The sequence below is a fragment of the Nostoc sp. genome, from assembly GCF_036919615.1.
GTDB lineage: Bacteria > Cyanobacteriota > Cyanobacteriia > Cyanobacteriales > Nostocaceae > Nostoc.
The window spans coordinates 1-26,296 of sequence record NZ_JBALCN010000039.1 but is presented as its reverse complement, the minus strand read 5'-3'; the positions used below and the strand labels follow the sequence as shown (position 1 = coordinate 26,296).

Annotated in this window: 16 protein-coding genes and 3 pseudogenes; 5 read left to right on the top strand and 14 right to left on the bottom strand. The window is 41.6% G+C overall.

All coding sequences use genetic code 11. From position 1 onward, the window contains the following. Positions 1 to 65: 65 nt before the first annotated feature. The 10 genes and pseudogenes from V7K48_RS12095 to V7K48_RS12050 form a co-directional block, all read right to left on the bottom strand. Positions 66 to 188: a hypothetical protein gene (locus tag V7K48_RS12095; protein ID WP_335072682.1), complete on the bottom strand. Its 123-nt coding sequence runs from the start codon at positions 186 to 188 to the stop codon at positions 66 to 68. A gap of 32 nt (positions 189 to 220) precedes the next feature. Next, a pseudogene (locus tag V7K48_RS12090) lies at positions 221 to 358 on the bottom strand (lycopene cyclase family protein); the annotation flags it as partial. Between the two features lie 52 nt (positions 359 to 410). Next, a complete protein-coding gene (locus V7K48_RS12085; RefSeq protein ID WP_335072680.1) occupies positions 411 to 1,355 on the bottom strand; it encodes an NAD-dependent epimerase/dehydratase family protein in 945 nt (314 codons plus the stop codon). Between the two features lie 62 nt (positions 1,356 to 1,417). Further along, positions 1,418 to 1,813: a nuclear transport factor 2 family protein gene (locus V7K48_RS12080; protein ID WP_335072678.1), complete on the bottom strand. Its 396-nt coding sequence runs from the start codon at positions 1,811 to 1,813 to the stop codon at positions 1,418 to 1,420. A 114-nt stretch (positions 1,814 to 1,927) separates the two neighbouring features. After that, positions 1,928 to 2,419, bottom strand: a complete 492-nt coding sequence (locus V7K48_RS12075) for a DsbA family protein (protein ID WP_335072676.1) — start codon at positions 2,417 to 2,419, stop codon at positions 1,928 to 1,930. A 291-nt stretch (positions 2,420 to 2,710) separates the two neighbouring features. Further along, positions 2,711 to 4,162, bottom strand: a complete 1,452-nt coding sequence (locus V7K48_RS12070) for a class I SAM-dependent methyltransferase (RefSeq protein ID WP_335072675.1) — start codon at positions 4,160 to 4,162, stop codon at positions 2,711 to 2,713. Beyond that, positions 4,159 to 4,395: pseudogene (locus V7K48_RS12065) on the bottom strand (restriction endonuclease); the annotation flags it as partial. The gene V7K48_RS12070 and the pseudogene V7K48_RS12065, both read right to left, overlap by 4 nt. A gap of 11 nt (positions 4,396 to 4,406) precedes the next feature. Next, positions 4,407 to 5,063 carry a response regulator transcription factor gene (locus V7K48_RS12060; RefSeq protein WP_335072673.1) on the bottom strand — a complete coding sequence of 219 codons (657 nt, stop codon included), beginning with the start codon at positions 5,061 to 5,063 and terminating at the stop codon, positions 4,407 to 4,409. Then, positions 5,060 to 11,080 carry an AAA family ATPase gene (locus V7K48_RS12055; RefSeq protein WP_335072671.1) on the bottom strand — a complete coding sequence of 2,007 codons (6,021 nt, stop codon included), beginning with the start codon at positions 11,078 to 11,080 and terminating at the stop codon, positions 5,060 to 5,062. Before V7K48_RS12055 ends, V7K48_RS12060 begins: the two co-directional genes overlap by 4 nt. 305 nt (positions 11,081 to 11,385) lie before the next feature. After that, positions 11,386 to 11,568 (bottom strand): annotated as a pseudogene (locus tag V7K48_RS12050) (transposase); the annotation flags it as partial. Between the two features lie 174 nt (positions 11,569 to 11,742). Between V7K48_RS12050 and V7K48_RS12045 the strand changes: the two are divergent. After that, positions 11,743 to 13,314, top strand: coding sequence for a GAF domain-containing sensor histidine kinase (locus V7K48_RS12045; RefSeq protein WP_335072669.1), 1,572 nt, complete (start codon positions 11,743 to 11,745; stop codon positions 13,312 to 13,314). 229 nt (positions 13,315 to 13,543) lie between these two features. On the opposite strand, the gene V7K48_RS12040 is transcribed toward V7K48_RS12045, so the two are convergent. Then, on the bottom strand, positions 13,544 to 14,719 hold the full coding sequence (locus V7K48_RS12040) for a DUF1822 family protein (RefSeq protein ID WP_335072836.1): 1,176 nt from the start codon (positions 14,717 to 14,719) through the stop codon (positions 13,544 to 13,546). Between the two features lie 248 nt (positions 14,720 to 14,967). Then, positions 14,968 to 16,140 (bottom strand): sigma-70 family RNA polymerase sigma factor, encoded by a 1,173-nt coding sequence (locus V7K48_RS12035; RefSeq protein ID WP_335072667.1) that lies wholly within the window; start codon positions 16,138 to 16,140, stop codon positions 14,968 to 14,970. A gap of 487 nt (positions 16,141 to 16,627) precedes the next feature. On the opposite strand from V7K48_RS12035, the gene V7K48_RS12030 reads away from it, so the two are divergent. From V7K48_RS12030 to V7K48_RS12015, 4 genes are all read left to right on the top strand, one after another. Further along, the gene (locus tag V7K48_RS12030; protein ID WP_335072665.1) at positions 16,628 to 17,059 is read left to right on the top strand and encodes a hypothetical protein; all 432 of its coding nucleotides are present in this window, start codon (positions 16,628 to 16,630) and stop codon (positions 17,057 to 17,059) included. A 90-nt stretch (positions 17,060 to 17,149) separates the two neighbouring features. Beyond that, on the top strand, positions 17,150 to 17,935 hold the full coding sequence (locus V7K48_RS12025; RefSeq protein ID WP_335072663.1) for a hypothetical protein: 786 nt from the start codon (positions 17,150 to 17,152) through the stop codon (positions 17,933 to 17,935). Next, positions 17,932 to 19,566 (top strand): ATP-grasp domain-containing protein, encoded by a 1,635-nt coding sequence (locus tag V7K48_RS12020; protein ID WP_335072662.1) that lies wholly within the window; start codon positions 17,932 to 17,934, stop codon positions 19,564 to 19,566. Before V7K48_RS12025 ends, V7K48_RS12020 begins: the two co-directional genes overlap by 4 nt. A 90-nt stretch (positions 19,567 to 19,656) precedes the next feature. After that, positions 19,657 to 24,891, top strand: coding sequence for an nSTAND1 domain-containing NTPase (locus tag V7K48_RS12015; protein ID WP_335072660.1), 5,235 nt, complete (start codon positions 19,657 to 19,659; stop codon positions 24,889 to 24,891). Here V7K48_RS12015 and V7K48_RS12010 read toward each other — a convergent pair. Together V7K48_RS12010 and V7K48_RS12005 are read right to left on the bottom strand one after the other, a co-directional pair. Beyond that, positions 24,839 to 25,171, bottom strand: coding sequence for a hypothetical protein (locus tag V7K48_RS12010; protein WP_335072658.1), 333 nt, complete (start codon positions 25,169 to 25,171; stop codon positions 24,839 to 24,841). The two genes, V7K48_RS12015 and V7K48_RS12010, sit on opposite strands and share 53 nt — an antisense overlap. A gap of 215 nt (positions 25,172 to 25,386) precedes the next feature. Then, positions 25,387 to 26,296 (bottom strand): TonB family protein (locus V7K48_RS12005; protein ID WP_335072656.1); only part of this gene is annotated, 910 nt, incomplete at its 5' end.

Sequence of the window (26,296 nt, the reverse complement as noted above, 5' to 3'; positions counted from 1 at the left end):
GTAAAATCCCCATTACAAAAAGTAATTGCGTTAGCGTAGCGAAGCCCATTGCGAATTGGTATGAGTCACTTGGCAATTGCTTTCTGTACTTGCTTGGAAACGCTACCTGCTGCTTTAATTAAATCGGCTGCTTTTTCGCCGATCATAATTGTGGGCGCGTTTGTATGTCCTGTATTTAGAGTTGGCATAATGGAGGCATCGACGATGCGTAAGCCTTCAACATGTGAATCTCTGGTTTTGTATCTGGATTGCCCGCTTCGAGCAATAACACAGTCGTGTCAGGGTCTTCAGTCAGACGGTTAGCAACCACGCAGCCTGCTGACCCAGCACCAATCACAATGTAGTCATAGTAAGTCATGATGATTTATCCTTGTTGATTGTCTGTTGTAGTTTGCTTCTTGCTAAAATTGCTAACTGGCATTGGCATGAGCCACAACATTTCCAACCAGCCATTCCAAAGATCGCGGCTGAAAATTCAGTTCGCGTTTTGCCTTGGCGTTTGATGCGCCGCGCATTTGAGTACCGTAGTAAACAGCATCTGCACCACCTATTTCTAGAGCCTCTTGAACTGATATCTGGGGAGGTGGTGGCGCATTCAACCAACGAGCAAAAGCCGAGAGCCACTCGCGCACTTCTAAGGGGCGATCATCCGTAATTAGGTAAATGCCGGGATTACCTCGCTCTGCTGCTGCAACTGTAGCGATCGCTGCATCCTCAACGTGTAACCATGACCATACACCTTCCCCATTCCCCACGATTGGGAATTGTTGCTGTCGTACTTGGTTTGCAACGTCGCCATCAGCAGCAAACCAAGTGCCAGGCCCATAAAAGAAGCCATAGCGCAGGACAATCCTTTCTATGTTTGACGCTTCGAGAAGGCGATGCTCGATTTCGGTGACTGTATGTGCATCTGCTGCAACTGCTCTCGATGCATCCAAAGATATCGATGTTTCTTCGTCTGCTAATCCAGTACCAGGAACCCCCCAAAATGCGATCGACTGCCTCAGATAACGGCGCACGCCTACCGCTTGTGCTGCTCCCAGCACATTAGTACCCCCTTCTAGACGAATACGATGGTTGAGTGGGGCAGCAGCACTCATTGATTCGCCAGTGTAGGTTTTGGGTAGAGCGGTGAGTTGTTCAATCACCACTTCTGGTTGAGCGCGAACGAGAGCTGCAATGACAGCATCTACATCAAATACATCTGTGATCGCAGGTTCCACACCTTGTTCGGCTAAAGTTTGTGCGTTTTCTGAAGAACGGGTCAATGCAACTAGATCATGACCTTTGGCAAGCAATTGCGCGATTAGCGGACGACCAATCACTCCCGTCGCCCCTGCGACAAAAATCTTCATCTGTGAATCTCCTGTTAAAACCTGTGAAACATTTTATAAATAAGACGAATTAAACCAACTTGTTAGGCTAATGTCAGTGCGGTTTTCATTGCATCAGTGTCGATGTAAACTTCTAATCGAACAATTTTTTCTTCCTTGAGTGTCCAAATGTGAGCCAAGTTACAACTGAATGATTTCCCAGTTAGTTTTGCTAAGCCATTCGTCTTACCGATCGCAACAATTTGCTCACCCGCATGAATGTAGTGAGATATCTCGACTGAAGAATCAATCAGTGAAAAAATCTTTGAGAAAAAAACTTTGATCTCATCAAAACCACGATAATGACCGCCCCAAGGGAGTTCTTCCGTTTGATAAAACTCGACATTAGGAGACATCAGGGAAAAATAATTAGAAATATCTTTTTCTCCTAAGTAAATGTAAGCTTTCTTAATTATTTCCAGAGAGTTCATTTGGTTCATTCAACCTCAAACAAAAATAGTTTTGAGATAGCTTGAGCAGTAGTCTTAGCAGATATCCCACACCTATTAAATAGATTCAGAATTTCTAGCTGACGCGTTGGCGTAGTCATTTCCCTAGAGAATCGCTGCGAGTAGTCTCTCTATACCCCAGGCATCCCTGTAGCGAACTCCGTTGATGAATAAAGCTGGCGTACTACTGACACCACTTTGTATACCACCTTGCATGTTTTGAGTGACCCGTTCAGCATGAACATGGTCTGTCATATCCCGAAGGAATTGATCAACGTCAAGTTGTATCTCATTGGCATACTCTAGAAGATAGCCGTCGTCAAGTGCGGATTGATTTGCAAATAAAAGATTATGCATCTGCCAAAACTTATTTTGTGCAGCAGCGGCTTCTGCTGCTTCTGCTGCCTTTTGTGCTTGGGGATGAAGATGTATGCGCGGGAAATGGCAGAATACAAAGCACAATTGGATTTGTTGCTGAATCTCTTGAATCATCCTGTGAACCTCACTACAGGAAAGACATTGATAGTCACCGTATTCCACTAAAACGACTGATGCATCGATTGTTCCTTGGGTGCGATCGTGTTCTGAAATAGGCATGAGCAACCTGTTGCTATCGCTTGTCTGACTCATTGTTGTTTTATGCGGTCTGTGGATAGCATCTTAACGATGAAAATGCTGGAAAGAACAGTAAGAAATTGAATATCGTTTCTTGATTCTGAGAATATAGAAATTGCTGCTACTTGTCGCATCCCCCACGGTAAGTTTTTAGGCTAACAATAAGGGTAGCAAATAACTTACTCTTAAGGCTAGAAACAACCTATCCTTAAGAGCAGGTATTTGATAAAATTGCCGGAAAGTGCAGTCAAGGATTTGTAATAATAAAAATTATTACAAATCTATGGATAGTCTTTTTGCTAAAGCAGACAAATTTAAGGTGTTCAAGATACTAGACTTAATTGGACGCTTTTCATCCCAAAAAATTAGAGAAGAGTAGAACTCTATTGCTGGTGTAGAAGTCAAAAGTGCAAATATTTGGCTAGCAACTTGTTCGTCATCAAAACTTAGAAAATAGACAGTATCATCAAAGACAATAGCTTTACCATCCATTTTTCCAACCAGCCTAAAATCTAGTTTTTTATAAAGTCCACAAATTGCAATCTTCCAGGGAGCGAATGTGTATGAGCCAACTCCAAATATAGAAAAACGGAAACTCTTTTTATAAATTTTGCTTTTTCTACTATCTAAATATTCTGAATGAGTCTCTAAATATTCCCAAGTTTTAGGATCTAAGTCTCTGATATACTCAGTTGTTTCACCAATACATTTTTGAGTAACTAAAACATATCGATTAAGGCTTTTTATCCGATTCTGAGCAACATCAGAACCCTTAGCCAAAGGAAACAGATAAGTCTCCTCAATATCAACAACTTCTCCTAGTCCATTGGTAAAAATATCATTAACTTTAGAGAGTTCCATGACAACAGAAGAATCATGCTTAATGCCAGATCGCCATTTTAATCCCATCTTCGGATTATGTAAATCCTGTAGCTTATCGAAAGATATTACATCTTTAATTTGAGTATTGCTACGATAGCCTATTCGGTAATAATTATTGGAGTTAAAACTATTAAATACATCACAAAAATAGTTTTGCGAATTGAAGTCAAATTTGCAAAATAGAAAACAAGCATCAACAGTTGCATTAAAATATTTTTTGGCATCTATTTTGTAAGTTGCACAGTAAGCAAGATTTAAACTTTGGGAATGAATGTAATTCAATAATTTTCTTGAAACAGAAGTTTTGCATAGCATTGCCAGATAAGCTTCATGCTTTTGCAACCACTGAATTGAATGAATTAACATCCACTCAGAAATATCAAAATTGCTCTTGCCTGTGATTGCCTCTAAACCTTTGTGATTCTGAAAATTATTTTTCTGGGGCAAATTTTCGCCACCTATTAAACCTTGTTGAGAGTTAGTAACCCAAGGAAAGTTTCCTAGTACCAATATTTTTCCATTAAACTCATCACTTAATAATGACCAATCAAACTCAAAAAAATTTCCTTGCTGAACTCGGATTCTTTGATCGTTTAAAAGCTGATTATTTTTGCTAATCTCTTGTATATAGTCTTGATTTATTTCCAATCCAATGATTTTACTTGCCAATGGAAACGAATTTGCGGCAGCTTGAATAAAGTTGCCAATACCACAAGTAGGCTCAACAATTACATCAGGAATTACATCAAGCTCTAGTAGTTTATGGCAAATTTTTTCAGCTAACTCTGATGGAGTTTGAAAGTCTCCGTACTCCGCTTTCAGCTTTGCAGGAATCTGAATCATAAGATTGCCCTATAAACAGCAACTACACCTGCTTCTTGCCCAGCACGCTCAATGACTCTTCCATATTGAAGCCGCCATTGCAAAGCATTGGAAATTGTTAAAAATCCTTGGATTGGAGGATTCGCAAATATTTCATCTGCAATGTTTGCTGCTTCAATCTCATCAACAGGCAGGTTTCGATCCAGCATAAATGCAATCAAATCATCTTTATTGCCTTCATTGTCCAAAATATGCAGTTCAATTCTTAAAGTGTAATAATACCGCGCTTGAGCGCAACAATCATCGCTTGAGTCCGATCGCTCACTCCCAGTTTGCTCAAAATATTTTTCACATGGAATTTGACCGTTCCCTCAGCGATCAACAAAGCAGTGCTAATCTCTAAGTTACTCTTGCCCGTTGCCATCAGGCGCAGCACCTGCAACTCGCGATCGCTCAGTTCTGGACTCTGCATCCGCTCTGCCAGTTTTGCGCCCACAGCAGGGGGGATGTACTTTTGACCGCTGTGAACTGCTCGAATTGCTGCCAGTAGTTCATCCGGTTCTGCGTCCTTTAAGACATAGCCCTTTGCCCCCGCTCGCAGTCCCCGATAGATGTCTTCATCCCCGTCGTAGGTCGTTAGGACAATGATCCGAGCGTCGGCAAACTCAGCGCAAATGGTAGCGATCGCTTCAACTCCACTCAACTCAGGCATCCGCAAATCCATCAACGTCACATCGGGTTGATGTTGGCGGAACAATTCTATTGCTTCGTGCCCATTGCAGGCTTGTCCAACCACGGTCATATCTGGTTTATAGTCGAGTACAGCTGCTAGACCTTCTCGCATAAACGGATGATCATCACTGATCAAGATGCGGATAACAAAGGAGCCTGGTGTAGGGGATGAGCGGTGCGGGTGCGTCATGGCGTTTCTACTCTGACTACGATTTCTGTCCCTTGTCCCAGGTGGCTCTGAATCGTCAATTCTGCCCCAATCCGTTGGGCGCGTTCGGTCATTCCGAGTAACCCAAAGCCCCTATTGAGTGACAGACTGCCGCTTTCAAATCCTTGCCCATTGTCTTTGATCTGCAAGACGCACTGCGATGGCTCCGCTCGCCGCAGACATCGCTCATACCGCAACTCAACCCGAATTTCGCTGGCATTCGCATACTTAAATGCGTTGGTTAAAGCTTCTTGCCCAATGCGAAGCAGATTCGCTTCAACCTCGTTCGGTAAAGCATAAGGTTCACCGATCATAATGCAAACTACCTGAACGTGTGTCATGGAAAACATCTGAGTTATGAATCGATCAAGGGCGCTATGCAAATCCCCTTGTTCTAAAATCTGCGGCCGGAGTGCCTCCACTGATCGACGGGCATCGGCAAGCCCGGAACGTGCCAAGATCCGCCCTGTTTTCAGGTGGGACTGGGCGGCATCTGGATCGAGGGTGAGGCGCTGGGAGGCAGCATCTAAGTGAACAATGATGCTGGTAAAAGCTTGGGCTAGTGTGTCGTGAATTTCTCGCGCCATCCGGTTGCGTTCTTCTAGAATTGAGGTTTCCTCAGCCCGTTTGCGATCGCTAATATCTGTAATCAGACCATAGTATCCTCTCACCTGAGCATTGAGATCAAAATCGGGGATGGAGGTGACAGCAATATACTTTTTGCCCAACGGCAAAGGGATTTCTGCCTCATAGGTTATAATCTGTCCTGCTAGCGCTCGATCAATGTACGGTTCAATAATTTGATAAGCGATCTCACTCATGACTTCACGAACCTGCTTACCCAGAATTTCATCTCGACTACAGCCAAACCAGTCCTCATAGGTTTGGTTGGCAAATCGATAGCGCTGATCTGTATCTATATAATAGATACAAGCGGGGAGAGCGTCGGTGATCAATCGTAATTCCTGTTCTTGCTGGCGCAGTGCTGCTTCGCTTTTCTGTAAAGCCGCCGTCCTTTGAGCCACCTGTTGCTCTAAGGTGCGGTTGTAATTGGCTAATAGCTGCTCTGCTTGTTTGCGCTCTGTGATCTCTTGAAAAGCTGCGATTGCATAAATCACATTGCCCTGTTCATCAAAAATTGGAGTTCCCCACCCTTCAACTGGAATGATTACATTGTTTTGGTGAATTTCTAAATCGTCAATTCTAGTACGTTCACCGCTCAATGCCCGCATCATCGGCAGGTTCTCAATTGGATATGGTTGAGCCGTTCCTGCCAGATAAAGTTGATAAACCTCTGCAAGTTGATCCGGTGTTGCGGCAGGAACAATCCCTTTACCCAATAGCTGAATTGCCTGTTGATTGACATAGCAAGGGCGACCCAGCGCATCTACCACTCCAATTCCGACTGGCACAGCTTCTAGAAATTGAGCCATCCGACTTTCGCTCTTCCGTAGCTTTGAGTATAGTTTGGCATTTTCGATTGCAATGGCTGCCTGGGTCGATAACAGATGCAAAACTTGCGTTCGCGTAGCGTCTCCAAAGGAGACTCGCTCTGGTGTAAATGCTCCAGTTGCTAATTGATTTTCTAGATACAATACGCCCACGAGCTTACCTTGATTCAGCAGCGGCAAACAGAGGATTGATTGAGTTTGGTTGTGTTGAATGTATGGCTCATTGACAAAATTACCTTCACAAGTGGCATCATTTAAGATCACAGATTCATGAGTCCGAATCACATAATTAATAATTGATTCAGGCAATCGATTTGCTGGTGGGATAGATTGCAGTACTTGTGTAGCACAGATATTCTCAGGATCATTGAGTTCACAAGAAGCTTCAATCGCCCATTCTCCTGAGTTTTCCAAAATCAGAAATCCTGTTTGTGCGCCAGCATTCTCAATTAAGATTTTCATTAAAGAACTGAGCAATTGATCCAGTTCCATTTCACTGGAAATTGCTTGGGATGCTTTTAGTACTGCTGCTAAATCGAAAGTGATCTCTGAGTTATTAGAGGTGGTTCCAGAAGTTGTATGGATTGGCGTATAAGTCATACCCAATGGCTGAAGAAATAGCTGCGGATAGTGAGTCTCTAAATCTTTGACCTTTGCAGATGCTCCCCAACGTTCATAGCAGTAGTGAGCTTCTTTCATGTAGGTTTGGGCAAACTTTTCTCTACCTCGCACCAAATAATGTTTTGCAGCCAATTCATAAGCTAACGCTTCTTCTTGAATATATCCATTTTCCCTGGCTCCTTGAATAGCTTGTTCATAGAATTCTTCTGCCTCAAGCAACTGACCTAAAACTCGTGCAATCTCTGCTTGCACCAAATGATATTTATGTAAATAATTCATGGGTGCATAACATGCCCACTCTTTTATTGTCTCCTGGTTAACCGCAACTTTTTTGAGGATTTCCTCTTGCACTTGATTATTGCTTCCAGGGTATACCGCAAGCCTTGCCAGAGAGTCATACAGGTAGTACAAAGGAACAGAGGGTGTCGCTCTTACTTGGAGTAAATAACTTTCCGCTCTAGCTGAGTTTTCAACTGCCTGATCGTACTTAGAAAATAGATAGCAGACAAGAAGTTTGTTGAAATACACTAAAAAGATTGCAAATCCATCTTGTTCGTCTTGTATAAGTGTATTGTCCTGATTGTTAGATTTGCCAATTAAACTGGTTGGATTGACCGGGCATTCCCTCAAATTTAAGATAGACTGCTGAAATATTTCAGCCCAATTGAGTACTGCTTCCTGTTTAAATTGACGGATTGCTTCACTGAATGTTCTCATCTCCCGTTCAACCTCCAAGAGTTCCTTTCCAACGACAAAGGATTGGAGGCAGTAAGTATGAGCGCAATAAGCAGCAAACTCAAAATCCCCAGTTTCTAATCCACTTTGATAGGCTTCTAGTAATGGCTGCAATATTTTTCTAAGATGTTCTTTCCGATGGATGATGAAGATATTTACAAACATCAATGTCCTGGCTCTGAGGGAATGGGTATTCGGCTGTGACAACTGCCTTAAAGCAAGCTGTCCAAACTGATAGCCAGACTCGATGTTTCCGACCATTCCACAAAGAATTAATCCACATAAGGCATAGGCAAAGGGAGAGGCAAACGCATTACCATACTGGATGGACAAGTTGACCTGTTTAGATGCAAGTAGAGGCATCAAATCAGGAGCCACAATATAGGCAGGAACCGTGATGCTTGATAGAATTCGCATCGCTGCTAACTTGTCTGGCTCTGTCATTTGGGGCAAATGGCTCAAGTCCTCAATTGGCTTTGAGCCGATGAGTGATGCGATCGCCTTTAGTTCAAGGTGAATATCTGATTGACTGGGCTTTTCAGGGAAACCGATCCCCAGTTGCTGCAAAACTTGCAATGCTGTATCGATCGCTTTCAATCGCTGGTTCTGTGCGATGTCGGTTTGAATTTTGACTTCGTAAACTTTTACGGTGTCGAGAACCGTTTTGGCTGATTGTAGAACGATCGCCACCCAATATTCTACCTGCTCAAAATCACCACACAAATATGCTACTTCTGTTGTTTCTGAATATAAATCTAAGGTCAGGTGATGGTTTGTTTGCCAGCTAGAATCTGAGAGCCATTCTCTTCCTGTAGCTAAATATTTTTTCGCCATCCTATGGGCGATCGCTGTTTTTGCTTTCTGAGCTGCAATTAAATTTAATCGAGCAATTTCATTACGTTCTGCTTGATTGGTGACAAGCTCAATCCCATGATTAAGATGATCGACAATTTCAAACAGCCTGTCTGATATTCGCTCCGGTAAAGTTTTCTCTAGTAGATTGTGACCGATTTGGAGATGAACAATTTGTTTTTGCGACTCATCGATTAAGGAGTAGGCGGCTTGCTGCACGCGATCATGCAAAAACTTATATTCTTCAACTAACAAGTTCTCGTCTAATTCCGAGAGGGGTTGTATTAATCCACCTTGGATGGCTGCCAGCAAATCTAGAAAAATTGTTTTAGGTGATTGATCACAAACAATCGATAAGGTATATAAATTAAATTCAGCACCAACGCAAGCCGCTAATCGGAGAATTTGCTGTGTGACATCTGGCAGTTTCTTCAACTTGTGAAGCATCAACTCCACAACATTATCAGTGATATTTTGAGCTTGAATCTGAGCAATGTTCCACTGCCAGCTTAAGTGTTCAGCATTAAAGGTCAAAAGGTTTTCGCTATACAGCATTCTCAAAAATTCACTGACAAAGAAGGGATTGCCCTCAGTTTTACGCAACACCAACTCAGCTAAGGAACGAACGCTGTCTGCATTCTGATGTAGCGTCTCGGCAATCAACTGACTCAACGGCTCAAGCGTTAAAGGTGTCAGGATCATCTCCCGAAGCACTGCTCCTTGTTTTCGCAGTCTCTGTAGCGTTAATGCTAATGGATGCGTTGGATTCACTTCATTATCTCGATAGGCTCCAATCATAAATAAGGATTGGGCTTGCTCATCAAGCAGCATTAACTCGATTAACTTCAGCGTGGCTGAGTCTATCCACTGCAAATCATCTAAGAAGATCACCAGGGGATGTGACTTTGAACAAAACACCCGCACAAACTGCCCAAAGATTCGATGAAAACGATTTTGAGCTTCAGTTGCCCCAACTTCCGGTACAGGCGGTTGCTTGCCAACAATCAATTCAACTTCCGGGATCACGTCAATAATGATTTGTCCGTTGGTTCCCAAAGCTGTTAGAAGTCGCGATCGCCACTGTTGCACTTGCTCGTCTGATTCACCGAGTAGTTGCTGCACCAATTTTTGCAGGGCATCCGCGATCGCGCTGTAGGGAATATTGCGTTGAAATTGATCAAATTTACCAGAGATAAAATAACCGCGCTTTTGGGTGATTGGTTTATAGATTTCCTGCACTAACGCTGATTTTCCAATTCCAGCATAGCCAGATACCAACATCATCTCGACTTGGAATCTTGGATTGCCAGTTTGTGTTCTTTCTGAAGTCGTTTCTGAATTGTTTTGTAAAGAAGCAACGCGATTGTCCTCCGGACACGCTACGCGAACAAACGCCGCGAGTAACATTGCAACTTCCTTGTCCCTTCCATACAGTTTTTGGGGAATTTGAAACTGATCGCAAACATCTTGAAGAGCTAGTTGAATGCTATCAATTTGACCGATTTTTTCTAATTGATCCGCACAGTTTTTTAAATCTGCTTTAATTCCCCAAGCACTCTGATAGCGATCCTCCGCATTTTTGGCCATTAGTTTCAGAATGATATCTGAAACTGGTTTGGGAATCGTTGCATTTATTTCATTAGGCTCAACAGGCTGTTTAGCAATATGACAATGGACTAGCTCAAGTATGTCTGTGTTGGGAAACGGCAGATGTCCGGTTAGCAGTTCGTAGAACGTCACACCAAGCGAGTAAAAATCGGTGCGGTAATCGAGTAAACGGTTCATACGCCCGGTTTGCTCTGGAGATAAGTAAGCAAGTGTCCCTTCTAAAACATAGTGGCTCTTGAAAGTCGGATTTGTGCGATTGAATTGGGTGGCAATCCCGAAGTCAATAATTTTGACAACGCCGGTATCTGGATTGAGGACGATGTTTCCAGGATTGATATCTTTATGAATAACATTGGCTGCATGTACTCTGCTCAGAATATCGCAAAGAGTGATGGCAAGACGTAGAAAAGTGGATAAGGGCATAGGGCAGAAAATATCTGGGCGCTTATGCATCCATTGCTCTAGGGACTCACCGCCAAAATCTTCTAAGAGAATGACAAGAGTGCGTTGATAGTCCTGCTGACTGTATGCTTTGACAACTCCTTCCACTGTGAGGGAACGGGTGATTTCATATTCCTGTCTGTAGCGGGTTAGTTCTTCAGGAGAGGGATAATCTTGCTTAAGTATTTTTGCAACGATCGGTAGTCCATCGTCTCTGATGCCCCGATACACTAGAGAATTAGAACTTTCGTATATCTTGCCTTGGATGGCAATACCAGGTGGAACAATCATAGAGCAACTCTTAAGAGTATGATCTGGCATACCTCAAACTATACAGCAATTCTCATGATCAGAATAATTACTCGCTGTTTGCGTAATCAGAATAAGTTTGATGAAATAAGAGATGGTGGAGGAACAGATTGTTTTCACAATCTCTTGTTGTAGAGCGACGAATTATTTGACTAAAAGGGTAGATTAGAACTCTTGCATAAATATTTTGTGGTATAATATTTGGTTATTTTAATTTCAGTTTTGGCAATTAAAATAGGAAGAGTTGATCAATTTTTTCGATGAGAGACCATTTATAAAGTAAATCTTTAGGCTACAAGACGACGCAGCATGATACGAGTCATGACAGCATATATGGCTATTTCACTCATTTCTGGTAGACGCTCATAATCTTTGCTAAGACGATGGTATTGATTAAACTCCTCTAGCAATTCCACTAAAGCGTAAGCAGCTAGTACTCGTTCTGGAGCATTCGCTTCATGAATAAGTATGTAAATACACTGTATGTGGGGTATCTTATCATTGCAAAAATCCCTTCTACTTGCCTTTGGATTTACTTTATAAATAGACTCTTATTTGTTCACGAAAAAATTAAGTAGTATTTAACGATTATTTTTCAATCTTATACTAGACTGGTGGTTAATTATCTTAAATGAGTATTACAAATGGCATTACAACCCCCAAAATACTTAGAAAGAGCCAGTTTCCAGCCTGTGGAATTAGTAGAAATAGAAGCACTTAAAGCAGCGGAATCTCAAAGACTAGTTGCGATCACTGTTGAAAAAATTCGTCAGTCTCTTGACTTAGAATATATTTTCCAGACAACCACTCAAGAAATCAGGCAACTGTTCAGCTCTGACCGCGTGATTTTATATCGTTTCAATCCAGATTGGAGCGGAACATTTGTCTCTGAATCCTTAGCACAAGGGTGGTTGCCTCTAATTGAGCAGCAAGTACCTCAACCAGAATTAGTAGAAAATATCAGTGAATGTAACTTGAAAAGTTTATCTATTCCTCCAATTATTGATACTTACTTACAACATACACAGGGAGGGGGCTTTGCTAAAAATGAACCATATCGTGTTTGTCACGATATTTACAGTGCTGGCTTTAATAAATGCTACCTCAAAATTTTAGAGCAATTGCAGGCAAGAGCTTATGTGATTGCTGCTATTTACCAAAGCCAACGACTTTGGGGACTGCTAGCAGTTTACCAAAATGATGCACCTCGACAATGGCAAACAGATGAAGTGTATGTACTTAGCCAAATTGCTTCTCAACTAGGTATAGCATTACAGCAAGCAGAATTACTCAAACAAACTCAAAACCAAAAAGAAGAACTTATCACAGCTCTTAAAGACTTACAGCAAGCTCAAGCTCAGTTAATTCAAAATGAGAAAATGCTCAGTTTAGAGCAATTAGTAGCTGGAATTGCTCATGAAATTAACAACCCAGTTAGCTTTATCTACGGCAACCTCAAATCGGCTAATGAATACACCGAAAATTTGTTTTCATTATTAGACATCTACCAAAAACATTATCCCCAATCAATCAAAGTAATTGAGGAGTTTACAAACCTGATCGAACTAGATTTTTTAAGATCAGACTTCCCAAAATTATTCAAATCGATGATGATTGGAGCAGAGCGAATTCGAGATATTGTTCTTTCTCTGCGGACTTTTTCACGCTTAGATGAAGCTTCCATGAAAGCAGTTAATATACATGAGGGAATTGATAGTACATTGATGCTCGTCCAAAGCCGCCTCAACTCTACTGGAGAACGTCCACAAATTGAGTTGATCAAAGAATACGTTGACCTCCCTTTGGTTGAATGTTATGCTGGGCAGTTAAACCAGGTATTCCTGAATATTTTAGTCAATGCCATCGATGCTTTAGAAGATTCAGTCGTTAAAGGTCGGTGGACAACAAAAAAATGCAATTTAATGGATAATCCTCGAATTTATATCCGCACCCAATTATTAAAACCAGATCAAGTCACAATTCGCATTGCTGATAATGGATTAGGAATACCATTCGATACTTTAAAACAAATATTTAATCCTTTTTTTACAACCAAGCTTGTTGGACAAGGTACGGGGATGGGGCTGGCTATTAGTCACCAAATTATCACACAAAGACATGGAGGTTCTTTAGAATGCATTTCGCAACCAGGAGTTGGTACTGAGTTTATTATTGAAATTCCCCTCCTTCAACGAGCAAGAGAATTCAAGCAATAACCTACTGAAAAGCATGATGTATGATGCGGACTGGCTTACTATCGGAAGCGGACACTGTACCGCTCCCTTCATTAGAGAGCGGGTATTGCTGGTTGCCGTCTCCAGGAGCATTAAGCCTCAGTGGGAAAGGGCGGCCACTTGGACAGACCAAGCAAGATATGATCAAATAATTCTGTCGCTCTACAATTACAGAAGCTCATAGTTCAGCTTTATAGCTACTATAAGTAGTTCACAACTTGAGTATTTCCCGGTCATAGTTGTCCGGAAAAGGTTCTATTTCCCAGACTATGTTTTCTCCTGCTTCTAAGGCAACTTCTATGTAGAGTTGTTCTACAGTCGTTGTGGCGACATCTTCGTTATTGGGAAAAGGCTGTAAATCTTCGGTAAGTAATCGGAGTTTAAAACCACCGGGAATAGCTGCACCGACGGCGGCGTTACGTAATTCAAAACGCCAAATAGTTGCATCTGGCTCACCTTGTGGTATAATTAAAAGCTCATAAATTTGACTTGCGATCGCCAACCGACGGGAGAGAATAGTACTTAGTTGTGTGTCATCCGCACCCCGCGCCCCAGCAGCACTCAGTTGTAAATCAAAGCTTCCCCAACCGACAGCCTTAGCAACTTGAGAAACACCGCTTTGCAACCATTGGAGAACTGACCACTGTTCTGGTAATCCTAAGCGTCGTTGATATAAGTTTTGTCGCCAACCGCTATGTTGAATTAATCCACCCCACAATTGAAAAGGGATTTCTTGTCGGGGCGTAAGTATTTCCGGGTTTCCCAGACGGGCAATTAAATTTTGTGCCTGTTGTGGCAATAAGCTCGGAATCTCTTCAATGGCGCTACGGGTGGGTTCTTCTGGACATAATTGACGCGCCATCACCAAAACGTTGATATCGTTGATTATATCAGTAGCATCCAAGGAATAAGTGCGATCGCTAGCATCATAACTGCCTTGATTTTTAAGTTTTTCATGGCTACAATAACCCCAAATCCTAACATAGCCTTCGTCTGGTTCGACTTGCACAGCTAAATAATAATCACCTACCCAACTAGGAATATCCACCCATTCTTGGGGTACTCGCAATTCACTTAAATCAATTGCCTCGCTAGGAATCAAGACTAATCTGATTGCATCAAGAGTGAGTGCAATTCCATTAACCAGTTCCCAGAAACTAGGTAGAGCAGTGGTAGTGGGCCAAACCTTTGTCTGTGGTGTCCAGTCTTCTTGCAACCATAGTAAGATAGCACCCAGGCAAAGTTGATTAATATAAGCTTGATAGCGAGAATTAGGATTAGAAAAAGCTTGACTGTCCAAATCCGCTTGGTTTTGGGTAATTATAGGGATTTCTAAAACCAGATCTGTTGAACTAGCGAAAGTAAATACAGTGGTGTCAATAGTCATGGCGGTTGCTCTTGGGGATTGGGCACTTGTACTGAGCATCTCGGCTTCGCCCTTCTCTACGAGAGGCTGCGCCAACGCTTAAGGCGCAGCCTCTCGTAGAGAAGCTATGCCGCAGGCTTTACGACGCCGCTCTTGGCGGCAACTCTTGGAGACGCGGCGCGTACCCCTATGGGAAGCAAGCTACGCGTAGCGTTCCGTTGGCGTAGCCTCTCTAAGAGAAGGAAAGGCGGTTTGATAGTTTTCACAACTTAAATAGGATTGCTATAGTAATTTTTCAACCATTCTTCCATTAGTGTGTTTATAATCTTGAGTAGGTCTGAGGTGACGGAAATATGCAAACTATCTTTACTCCAATTAGCTAAAAAGCGTAACAAAGTTTCTTGGGCTTTTTTTAGTCGCCGTGAGACAGTATATTGCTGTATTTGTAATTGTTTAGCAATTTTGTCTTGAGTTAGTTCTTGAGCATAATAAAGTTGCAAAATTTCTTGTACTTGCAGTTCAAGTTGAGCGATCGCAGCCACTAAAACTTTGTTAATCTCAGTTTGTTGAAAGTTTCTTGTTTGTTCTTCTTCTTGGGCAAGAATTTGATTAATTAGAGATTCTTGTTGTGTTCCTGGAATATTATCAAGCCACTCCCACGAATCATCGCCACCTTTAGGGATATTGAGAGAGTCAACCCTAAAATAACGATAGCGACGTGCGGCTTTAGCAGCAGTTAAAAGCCATTTTTCTAAGGTTTGGGAATTGACTTGCTGACTACTTTGTGAATTATAAGCTTTGGTGATCGCCTGCCAAATCTCATTGTCTGGTTGAGCAATTTGGCGAGAAGTACCTTTTTGTGTTGGAATATATAAAGTTTTGAAACAGTTCCAAGCTAGGACATAAGCATTAATATCCTCTGGCAATAAGCCTGCATTTTGTAAAGACTCTACCAAAAACTTTTTAGTGATTTTTCGTAATAGTCCCCAATCTGTACAAATATCAATTTCACGATTTTGGCGTAAATTTTCCCGAATAGCACTGCTAAAGATGGCACTAGCGTAGTTTTTTAAAATAAAGCCTTGATCTGGATTAAATCCTTTGAGGACTTTATCAACTTGAGCGATCGCAATTTGAAAACAGTCTGATAGCTTGTACTGAGTACTCGCAAAACTGTTAACTGTTTTTTGAGATGCCCAATAACAGGATTCTTGCAAGTAAGCTGCCAGATGCTGTTTAGCCAGTAGCTTCGTTTCAGGAATGAGCCAAAATTTATACCAATATAAAGCCCAAAAATGTTCGGAAGTTTCTTGGGGCGTGGGGTTGAGACAACTTTGGATACTGCGACGTAACCTTGATTCCGTCGCCCAACGACTGAAGCGATCGGCATCAAATTGCACAAAAGTTGAAAAGATTTCAATGATGCTTTGCCGAGGATGCATAAAAAATTGGAACCCAACCTATAGGAAGACTGAAAGCATTAAACGATACCTACACAAACTTTACTACAAGGGGTGAGGATTATATTTGAGCATTTGGTGCATTTTCCTTCCTCTGCATGGGTTTGAGGCTTGTTTCTCCCCTCAAAAATATTTAAGTCCCGTTAACGGTAAAAATCAAGTATTAAACCTCACTTCTGTGGGGTTTTTTGTTTCCACTCAAATTGAATTATTCCCAAAAAATAATTTTGATAAAATTCTCAAAAATTTTCCCAAAGCCTGCATAAAAATATCAAAGCAAACCTATCGACTAAGTGAAAGGTGAAAATTGAAAACTCTAATCTGAGTTTTCTTTAGTCCTTATTTTCTAAGCATGGTTTGTGTTTACTACAAACCCTTCATTACTAGCTTGACAGACTAGTAGCCGGATACTTTTGACAAATCCACTCACAGTCAGAAAAGCAATAAATCAATTTTAAGGAGAATCAGAATGAAGATTACAAGTTCAACTTCTACACGTTTAGCATTAGTAATGGGTTTAGCAATTGCTAGTTCAATTATTAGTACTGTAGCTAAAGCTGAATCTATCCCAAATTTAGCAAATTCTCATAGCTCTAGCGTATCTAATAAGCCTTTTATTAGCAATTCTGCCCGTCGTGATACTCTTCATAATTTGAACCAACGACCATTGAATAGTATCTTACAAACTGACGGTGGTAAAACAAAAGAATCGAGCGATAAAGGCAAAGATTCTAGTGATAAAGGTAAGGATAGTAAAGAGACTTGCGAAAGTGGCAACTGTGGGGGTGGTCTTATAGATAGAGTGAATCCAGTTGTTTTACCAGCAGAGCAACTGAAAATTCCTGTACTACGAAATGCCCGTCCTAAAACTTTAATTAAAGTTAACAAGCCAATTTTCTAAACAATAGAGATTGTGAAAAAATAGATTCCCGATTTCTTCAAGAAGTCGGGAATCTAAACCTCCGATGAGAAAAAATCTGGACTAAATATTATGGATTTATTAATTATTGGTTCGAGTGATGACATTTTTTGTAAAGCAGTTAATGAATTGGTTAGACAAAAAGGTTATACGAGTGCAGTTTTAGATGTTTGCAATGCTGCAAGAATCTTTTCTATCAGTGTTACTTCTGAAAAACCATATATTACACCAGAAATCCCAGTTATTTTACGAATTCCGCCACAGATGCCCATTCGCACTAGTTTTGACGATTCTTTTATTTATGATGAGTGTCTTGCTACTTTATGGGCAGCGATGACATTATCTAAATCACCAGTAATTAATCGTCCAACTGCAAACAGTCTTTGGGGTAATTTATCATATTCTTCTAACTTGACTAAATTAAAGGCTGGTTATACTAGCAATCTAGAAGTATTCTCTTCGCAAGTTCCACCATCACCACAAGCATTATTTGATAAACAATGGTATCTCCAAGATTTAACTACTTATAATACTGCTGCGTATCCAGAAATCCCTGAAGGGGTAGGGCCATTTCGCGCAAGTTGGGTTTCGGCTAACCTTGAATATGAAATTGTTGTTGTTTTAGAAGATAAAGCATGGCGTTGCACCAATACATCTCTAGAACATTTGCAGCTAGAGGAAAAAAGTATTTCGCTGCTGAGAAATTTAGATTTGGTATTTGGCACTGTAACTTGGAGTATTGATAGCAACCTAGAGAGTGCCAATATTGCTCGGATTAATCCTTATCCATCGCTGGAAGAAATAGAGTTTGTTTGGTCAGATTTTGCACCCACACTTTTGGAGAATATTTTCTCATGATTTATGCAATTGGTCTCGATTCAGATCGCACTTTTTGTCATTTTGTTAACTATGCTGAATCTCGTGGTGTCGAAGTTCAAGTAATTAATTTACGCGAAGTGATTCAAAATGGAGATTGGAGGCTAGCATTACCCGATGATAATCAAAGTTGGATAAATTGTTCTAGCCAGAAGTACATCTTAAATCCTCATGGTTCTTATTATTGTCGCTTGATTGACCTTTCAACCGTACAATCAGATGTACAAGATGCGATGCGATGGAAAAGTCTTCTTGCTGCACTTTGCTGTTGGCTAGAATATATTCCCGGTAACGTAATTAATCGTCCTGGTGCTGGTGCCAATAATTTTTCAAAACCGCTTCATGAATTTCATCTCCAATCTTTAGGTTTTCAAGTTGCTGATAGCGTTACTAGTTCCAATCCAGAAGTTTTAGCTGAGTTTGCTAAAGCTGGATTAACTATTGTTAAGACAACATCGGGTATTCGTGCCGATAGTAGACTGGTAAAATCAGAGGAGTTTCTCGATTTTCACCCAGACGCTGGTCCAGTTCATTTGCAAAGATATATAAAGGGTGCTGATGTGCGCGCGCATGTAGTGGGTAATAGAGTTCACGCAGAATTAATAAAATGTCCACAGGTAGACTATCGCAATTTTCATGAAGAAGCTGAGTATATTGAGTGGGAGTTACCAGAAGCTTTACACCAAAAAATTATTAATGCAACTGCTGCGTTGGGGTTAAAGTTTGCAGGTTGGGATTTTAAAGTTACTAACGAGCTAGAGTACTGGTGTTTAGAAGTTAATCCAATGCCCGGATACGATGGATATGATATTCGGGCAGATGGTAAAATAACAGATTCGCTATTAGCTTTGCTTACAAAAAATATTACAGAAAATAGTATTAGTTGGTATACAGATTCGAGTAATGAAATTTTCTCAGAACAAATTGTGACGTTTGAACAGTGTAATGATATTTGTTCTGTAATTCATAGTTTAAAAGAATTGTGGATAAAACGAGGAAATTCTCCAAAATTTTTCTATACTTTAGGTACAGCTAGTTACTTAGAATTCTTAAATAAACCCACTTTTTCTAGGGATTATTATATTATAGCTTATGAATATAATCTACTTCTAGAACTACACTTAGGTTGGCTTTATAAGTTAATCAAAGAATATTTAGAGCAGACGCTTATAAACCCTGTAATGTATAAACCAGATGCAGCGCTGCCTGGTTTTCATATTTGGCAAGATTCTAATCTGATCACTAAACCAAATGCTACTACACACTTCGATTTACAATACCGAAACCTTAAATGGAATGAAAGTAAACTCGATACTATAAACACAATATCCTTTACTTTACCAATTAAACTGCCTAAAAGTGGCGGTGGGTTAAATGTTTGGGATTTTAACTATATAAATGATTATAGTCAAGCGATCGCAGGTGATGTAGACATTCTTAAACGATTTAGAACCAAAACTTTTCATCGTTACCAAGTTGGTGAAATTATCTTGCACAGTGGACATACACTTCATCAGATTGCACCAACTACTTACATTTCTCCTGACGATGAAAGAATAACTCTGCAAGGTCATGGGTTGTTTTGCGATGGTCAATGGTTACTTTACTGGTAATCTGATTCCCCCAACCTTTGAGAAGTCTTTTTGATTTTCCTAAGTTGCAACAGTATATATCTTGTTTACAACTCATTTAGGACTACTATAATGTCACCAATTGGGATCACAAATCGCTCAACTTCAGTCAAACAAACTGCAACTCCTAAGCTGTGGCTAATGTTGGTGGGAGTCAATCAATATCAAGATGATGGATTACCCAGTCTGAGTTATTCAACAGTAGATTGTCAAAGTTTAGCAGAAGCATTGGTAGATGCAGCCGCACAATTTACCCAAACTGAGGTCAAAATATACCATGATTTTGCACCGCAACCACCATCTTTAGAAAACATCCGTGCCAGTCTCCGGCAAATTACGACTGTGGCTCAACCTATCGATACTATTTTATTTTATTTTTCTGGACATGGGATTGTAGAACCAAACACGCAGCAAGCATTTTTGTGTTTGGCAGATACTCAAAAATCCGATCTTCAAAACACAGCTTTAGCTTTACAAGAACTTTTGCTATTGTTAGGTAATAGTGGAGTGCAAAATCAGCTTGTTTGGCTAGATGCTTGTCATAGTGGCGGGATGACACTCAGAGGTGCAACAATAGAACCATTGCTGAATGCTACACCAAAACTGGTTGAAGTATTACAACAGTGTGCTGCTAAAAGTAAAGGTTTTTATGCTTTGCTTTCCTGTGATAATAACCAGCAATCTTGGGAGTTTCCCGAATTGGGACACGGGGTATTTACTTATTATTTAATAAGAGGGTTGCAAGGTGAGGCAGCAGATAGCCAAGGCTTAATTTATGTAGATAGTTTGTATCGATATGTATATCATCAAACTCTCCAATATATAGATAAAAGTAATCAACAATTGCGGCTGATTAATCAGCAGAAAAGAGCCAAAGGAGAAACTAAACTTTTTCGAGAATATCCGTTGCAAACTCCTAAACGAATTGTTGAGGGAGTTGGAGAATTAATTGTAGGCAAAGGATTAACCAAGGCAACTCCTGGGGTGCATCGCCGGATCGGAATAGTAGTAGAGGGATTATCAGTTAGTAAAACAACATTAGATATTAGCAAATTTCTCGGAAGTGCTGGGGGTTTTACACTAGAGTATTTACCAGCAACAAAAGTATCTGCTGATCAGATCAAAGAAGCGATCGCTCGTCATTTACAACAACCAGTATCAGAAGTTATTCTGCTTTATCTGCGGGGACGAATTGAAGAAACCGACGCCGGCGAATGGTTATTGCTGGGAGAAAATATCCGCATCAAGCGTTCCTGGTTTAAACAACAGCTACGCCTGTGTACAGCTCAACAAATTATCATCCTTGATTGTCCTGTAGCTAATACATCTTTGCAAGATTGGGTAGAAGATTTACAAATTGACTCCCACCAAGGACAATGTTTAATAGCCTACGCCTCACCTGTTGACGCACCCGAACGCTTCGCCCAAAAATTTCTTGACACTTTGATGGCGGCAAAGCATACAGATGGACTCTCAGCCGCCGGAGCGATCGCTCAACTACAATTATTCTTGGCGGGTAGTGGTGTGCCTCTTTACATCTGGCTATCAGGTACACAAGGCATTATAGAAATTCTCCAAGCAAAAACTTACCCAAACACACCAGAATCAACCACAGGATTGGATCTGGGAGTATGCCCTTACATGGGTTTAAGTGCTTTTTATGAAGATGATAGCCAGTATTTTTACGGTAGAGAAGCTTTAACTCAGCAGTTAATTCATCAACTACGCGATCGCTCCTTTCTAGCCGTCATCGGTGCTTCTGGAAGCGGCAAATCTTCAATTGTGCAAGCTGGTGTAATTCCCCAACTGCGATTGGGAAAACAAATACCCAGTAGCGAACAATGGTGGATTAGAAGCATTCGTCCAGGAGCAAATCCTCTTGAAGCTTTAGCGCGGCGGCTGGGGGGAGTAGGGGGGCAGGGGGGGCAGGGGGAGCAGGGGGAGATGAGGGAGCAGGGGGAGAATTATTCTTCTTCATCTTTCCATCTCTTGTTAGAGGGAATATTTCACCAAGGGATAGAGGGATTTGTTTACTGGATACGCAATCAACCCCATCGAGTTGTGGTGCTAGTGGTAGATCAGTTTGAGGAACTCTTTACTCTGGCTCCAACCCCAGACAGAGAGCTATTTTTAGAATTATTGCTGGGAGCGGTGCAATATGCTGGCGATCGCTTCAAATTAATTATTACTTTACGGGCAGACTTTATTGCCTCCTGTTTAGAAGTACCAGCGCTGGCTAAAGCTTTGCAAGATTTGAGCGTGTTAGTTCCACCGAAGCTAAGTTTGGATGATTATCGGCGGGTGATTCTTAACCCGGCTCAACAAGTCGGGTTAAAAGTAGAACCAGAACTGGTGGAAGTATTGTTGCGGGAGCTAAATCACTCACCAGGAGATTTACCGTTACTGGAATTTGTTTTAGAGCAATTATGGCAATATCGAGTTGCTGGTGAGTTGACTTTACAAACCTATCAAGAGCAACTAGGCGGAATTAAAGGAGCATTAGAGCGATCGTCTCAGGCTGTTTACGAAAGTTTAGATCCCCAAATGCGGGAGTGTGCTAAATGGATTTTTTTATCTTTGACACAACTAGGTGAAGGTACAGAAGATACTCGCAGGCGGGTACATAAATCAGAGTTGATAGTCAAAAAATATCCCGCCGCATTGGTAGAAAAAACCCTCAACACCTTAACTGCTGCCAAGTTAGTGGTGATGAATTTAGAAGAAGAAGAAGTAACAAAAGGACAAAGTAGACAAGGAGAACAAGAAAAAATTTCTCCCCCTGCCTCCCCTGCCTCCCCTGCCTCCCCTGCTCCCCTACTCCCCTACTCCCCTTCCCCCATAACAGTAGAAGTTGCCCATGAAATCCTCATCCGTCATTGGTCAACTTTACGCTGGTGGTTAGAGGAAAACCGCGATCGCTTGCGAAAACAAAGGCAAATTGAGCAGGCTTCCCAATTGTGGCTACAACGTAGTCAGCAAGCTGATTTCTTGTTGCAAGGAGTGCGACTAGCTGAGGCAGAAGATATTTATATCAAATATACTGACGAACTTTCAGCTGATGTGCAACGGTTTATTGAAGCTTGTTTAATACAAAGAAAACAACAGCAACTACAAGAGAAAACCAGACTCAAGCAAGCCCAAAAAGCTGTAGTTGCACTCAGTGTTTTGGGATTAGCGGCTATCTGTTTCGGCTCTTTAGCCTATTGGAAATCCCAAGCAGCCCAATTGCGAGAAATTGAAGCATTAAATGCCTCATCTCAAGCTAATCTTTTATCACATCAGCAGTTAGAAGCACTGATTGCCAGTGTCAAAGCAGGTAAACAGCTAAAAAACACTCTTGGCGCACCAGCCGATCTGCAAACTCAGACTCTGAGTGTTTTACAACAAGTAATTTCTGGAACCCAAGAGCGCAACCGCTTGGAAGGGCATAGCGCTGAAGTATTGAGCGTGAGTTTCAGTCCTGACGGCAAAACAATTGTATCGGCTGGTAATGACAAAACAGCCATACTTTGGGAACGTGATGGCACAAAGCTACGAACATTAACAGGGCATACTGCTACAGTGCGGAGTGTTAGTTTTAGCCCAGATGGTCAAATGATTGCTACTGCTAGTTTTGATCATACCGTTAAGCTGTGGAGAACTAGCGACGGTACTTTAATTAGAACACTAAACGGTCATACTGCGGAAGTTCTGAGCTTATCTTGGTCTGGCAACGGTGAGATAATCGCCACTGGTAGCGCCGATCGCACTGCTAAAATTTGGAAAGTTAGCGATGGTCATTTGCTGAGAACTTTTAGCGGATATAAAGATTTTGTTAATAGTGTAAGTGTTAGCCCTGATGGTGAAATTTTGGCGATCGCTAGTGCAGATAAGACTGTTAAACTTTGGAGTGTTAGTGATGGGTTGTTGCAAAAAACCCTACAAGGGCATAGTGCCGGAGTTTCCAGTGTTGCTTTTAGCCCCGATGGTCAAACTCTAGCTTCAGCCAGTGAAGATAAAACCGTGAGACTGTGGCGTAGAGACGGCAGCTTACTGAGAATTATTGCAGCGCACAATGCAGAGGTTCTCAGCGTCAACTTTAGTCATGATGGTCAAACCCTAGCTTCTACCAGCGCTGATAGCACAATCAAACTTTGGAGTTCTAAGGATGGCTCTTTACGCCAAACTTTACTAGGACATAGTATTGCAGTCTACAGCGCCAGTTTTAGCTCAGATGACCAGACTTTAGTTTCGGCTGGCGCTGATAAAACTGTTAGACTTTGGCAGCGAGATGATCCTCTATTCAAAACTCTCACAGGACATCAAGGTAAACTTTATAGTGTGAGTTTTAGCCCCGATGGGCAAACTTTAGCCACCGCCAGTGAAGACACTACTATTAAACTTTGGCAGCGTGACGGAACTTTGCGCCAAACCTTGGAAGGTCATAGTACTTCAGTTTATGGACACAGTGCTGATGTCTACAGTTTAGCCTTCAGTCCTGATGGCGAGACATTAGCCTCAGCTAGTCAAGACTATTACATTAAACTTTGGCGGACTCGTGACGGCTATATGATTAAAACCCTCCAAGGGCATCGCCGAGAAGTCAATAGTCTCAGTTTTAGCCCTAATAGTCAAATTCTGGCAAGCGCCAGTGCTGATATGACCATTAAACTTTGGAATATTCAAAAAAAAGCTTTAATTAAAACTCTCCAAGGACATTCGGCTGAAGTTTTGAGCGTTCGTTTCAGCCCTGATGGTCAAGTACTGGCCTCAGCTGGTAGAGATAACAAAGTTTTGCTTTGGAGAGTTAAGGATGGCAAGTTACTATATACTCTGCCAGGACATAGTAACGCTGTCAACGCTATCAGTTTTAGTCCTGATGGTCAAGTTCTCGCCTCCGCTAGTGCTGATAAAACTATCAAACTTTGGCAAGTCAGCAATGGAGCTTTACTACAAACTCTTACCGGACATACTGATGGCGTCTACAGCGTCAGCTTTAGTCCTGATGGCAAGATGATCGCCTCAGCTAGCGGTGATGGAAGCATCAAACTTTGGAACCGTGATGGTAGAGAACTCAAAACTCTTCCAGGTCATACTGATGCAGTATTAAGCGTCAGTTTTAGCCCTGATGGGAAATTTTTGGCTTCTGCCAGTTTTGATGGTACAGCTAAACTTTGGCGTCTTCTTAGCACAGAACTGCAAACCCAAGATTTAGACAATCTCCTGATTCGCAGTTGTAGTTTGCTAAACGATTACCTCAAAACTAACCCTAAGATTAGCGACCAAGAACGGGGTTCTCTATGTTCAGATTTACGGAGCGAGAATTGATCGTATTTTGTAAACCTGTACCCAAATTTTGCAACAAGATATCTTTGCGAGGAGGTTTGGGCCCAGGGCCTTTTAGCGGCGTGCTACTACCGGTTGGCCCCGGAGATTGATCATCCCCTGGGTTCCTGAGTTGATTCTGAATTGCAGGAACTTGTAGCAAAACTGGTTGTAAATTACCAACTTTGGGTGTAATAGGTTGTATGGGATTTGCTAAAGTGGGTAAGGCAGTGAATAATATCGTCGGTAATGCGATCGCTAAACTCAAAATTTGCTTTTGCATATCAAGCCTTTTTTCTCTTTAATATATACTTCAAGCTGAACTACTAGTGAGCCTGTCTCTTTATAGATACTTAACTACAAACGCAAGCAACAGCATTCCAGATTGTGGATTTAAAACCTTTCAATGACTTAATAGATCCAGTTAAGTTTTTTTATGCAGTTTTCTGAGTAGTGTTTCCAGAACTTATATCCATAAGTAATCATTCGCACATGATATTAGCCACCGTCCCCCGATAAATCTAGCTGCCCATAGACATTGATATCAAATGTAAATTGAATATGGATGTGGTTACTGGTATATCCTGTGGGCAAAGGTGCAAAGGGTGCAGATCGCTGTATAGCGTTGAGCGCCGCTTGATCCGTGACGCCGAATCCAGAGGTTTGTGCGAGTTGGAGATTGCTTACTTGCCCGGAACGGTTAATAGTGAAGTTAAGCACTGTTCGCCGAGAAGACTGGCTCACTTCTGGTAGCCACTGTTGCTTGACTTGTTGCTTTAGTTGGTTTAAGTAAGAAGTGATATCTATATCTTGACTGCTAGCATCAATACCAGAACGAGCTTGGTTCTCTCGGTTGGAATTAGGTAAGGCTGCCAGATAATTACCGCTAAAATTCCGACTAGATACACTCAAAGTACCACCCAGCAAGCTTGCTGCACCTTTTTTCTGAGATGAACGAGCTATAGGTGTTCGCCCACTTGAGAGTGTTCTCGACTGGCCTAAGTTCTTAGGATTGGGTACTGGTGATGTAATAGCAGGTGCAAGCGCTGTTTTTCGGGGTAGGGCTGACGGTGGTGTAGTCTTAGGCGCTACTGCTATTTTTTTAGGTTTGGGTGCTGGTGGTATTGCTCTTGCGATCGCAGTTGGCTGAACTTTCGGTGCTAGTGGTATAGTTGCTTTTGCGATCGCAGTTGGCTGAACTTTCGGTACTAGTGGTATTGCTCTTGCGATCGCAGTTGGCTGAACTTTCGGTGCTGGTGGTATTGCTGTTGCGATCGCAGTTGGCTGAACTTTCGGTGCTGGTGGTATTGCTGTTGCGATCGCAGTTGGCTGAACTTTCGGTGCTGGTGGTATTGCTCTTGCGATTGCAGTTGGCTGAACTTTCGGTGCTGGTGGTATTGCTCTTGCG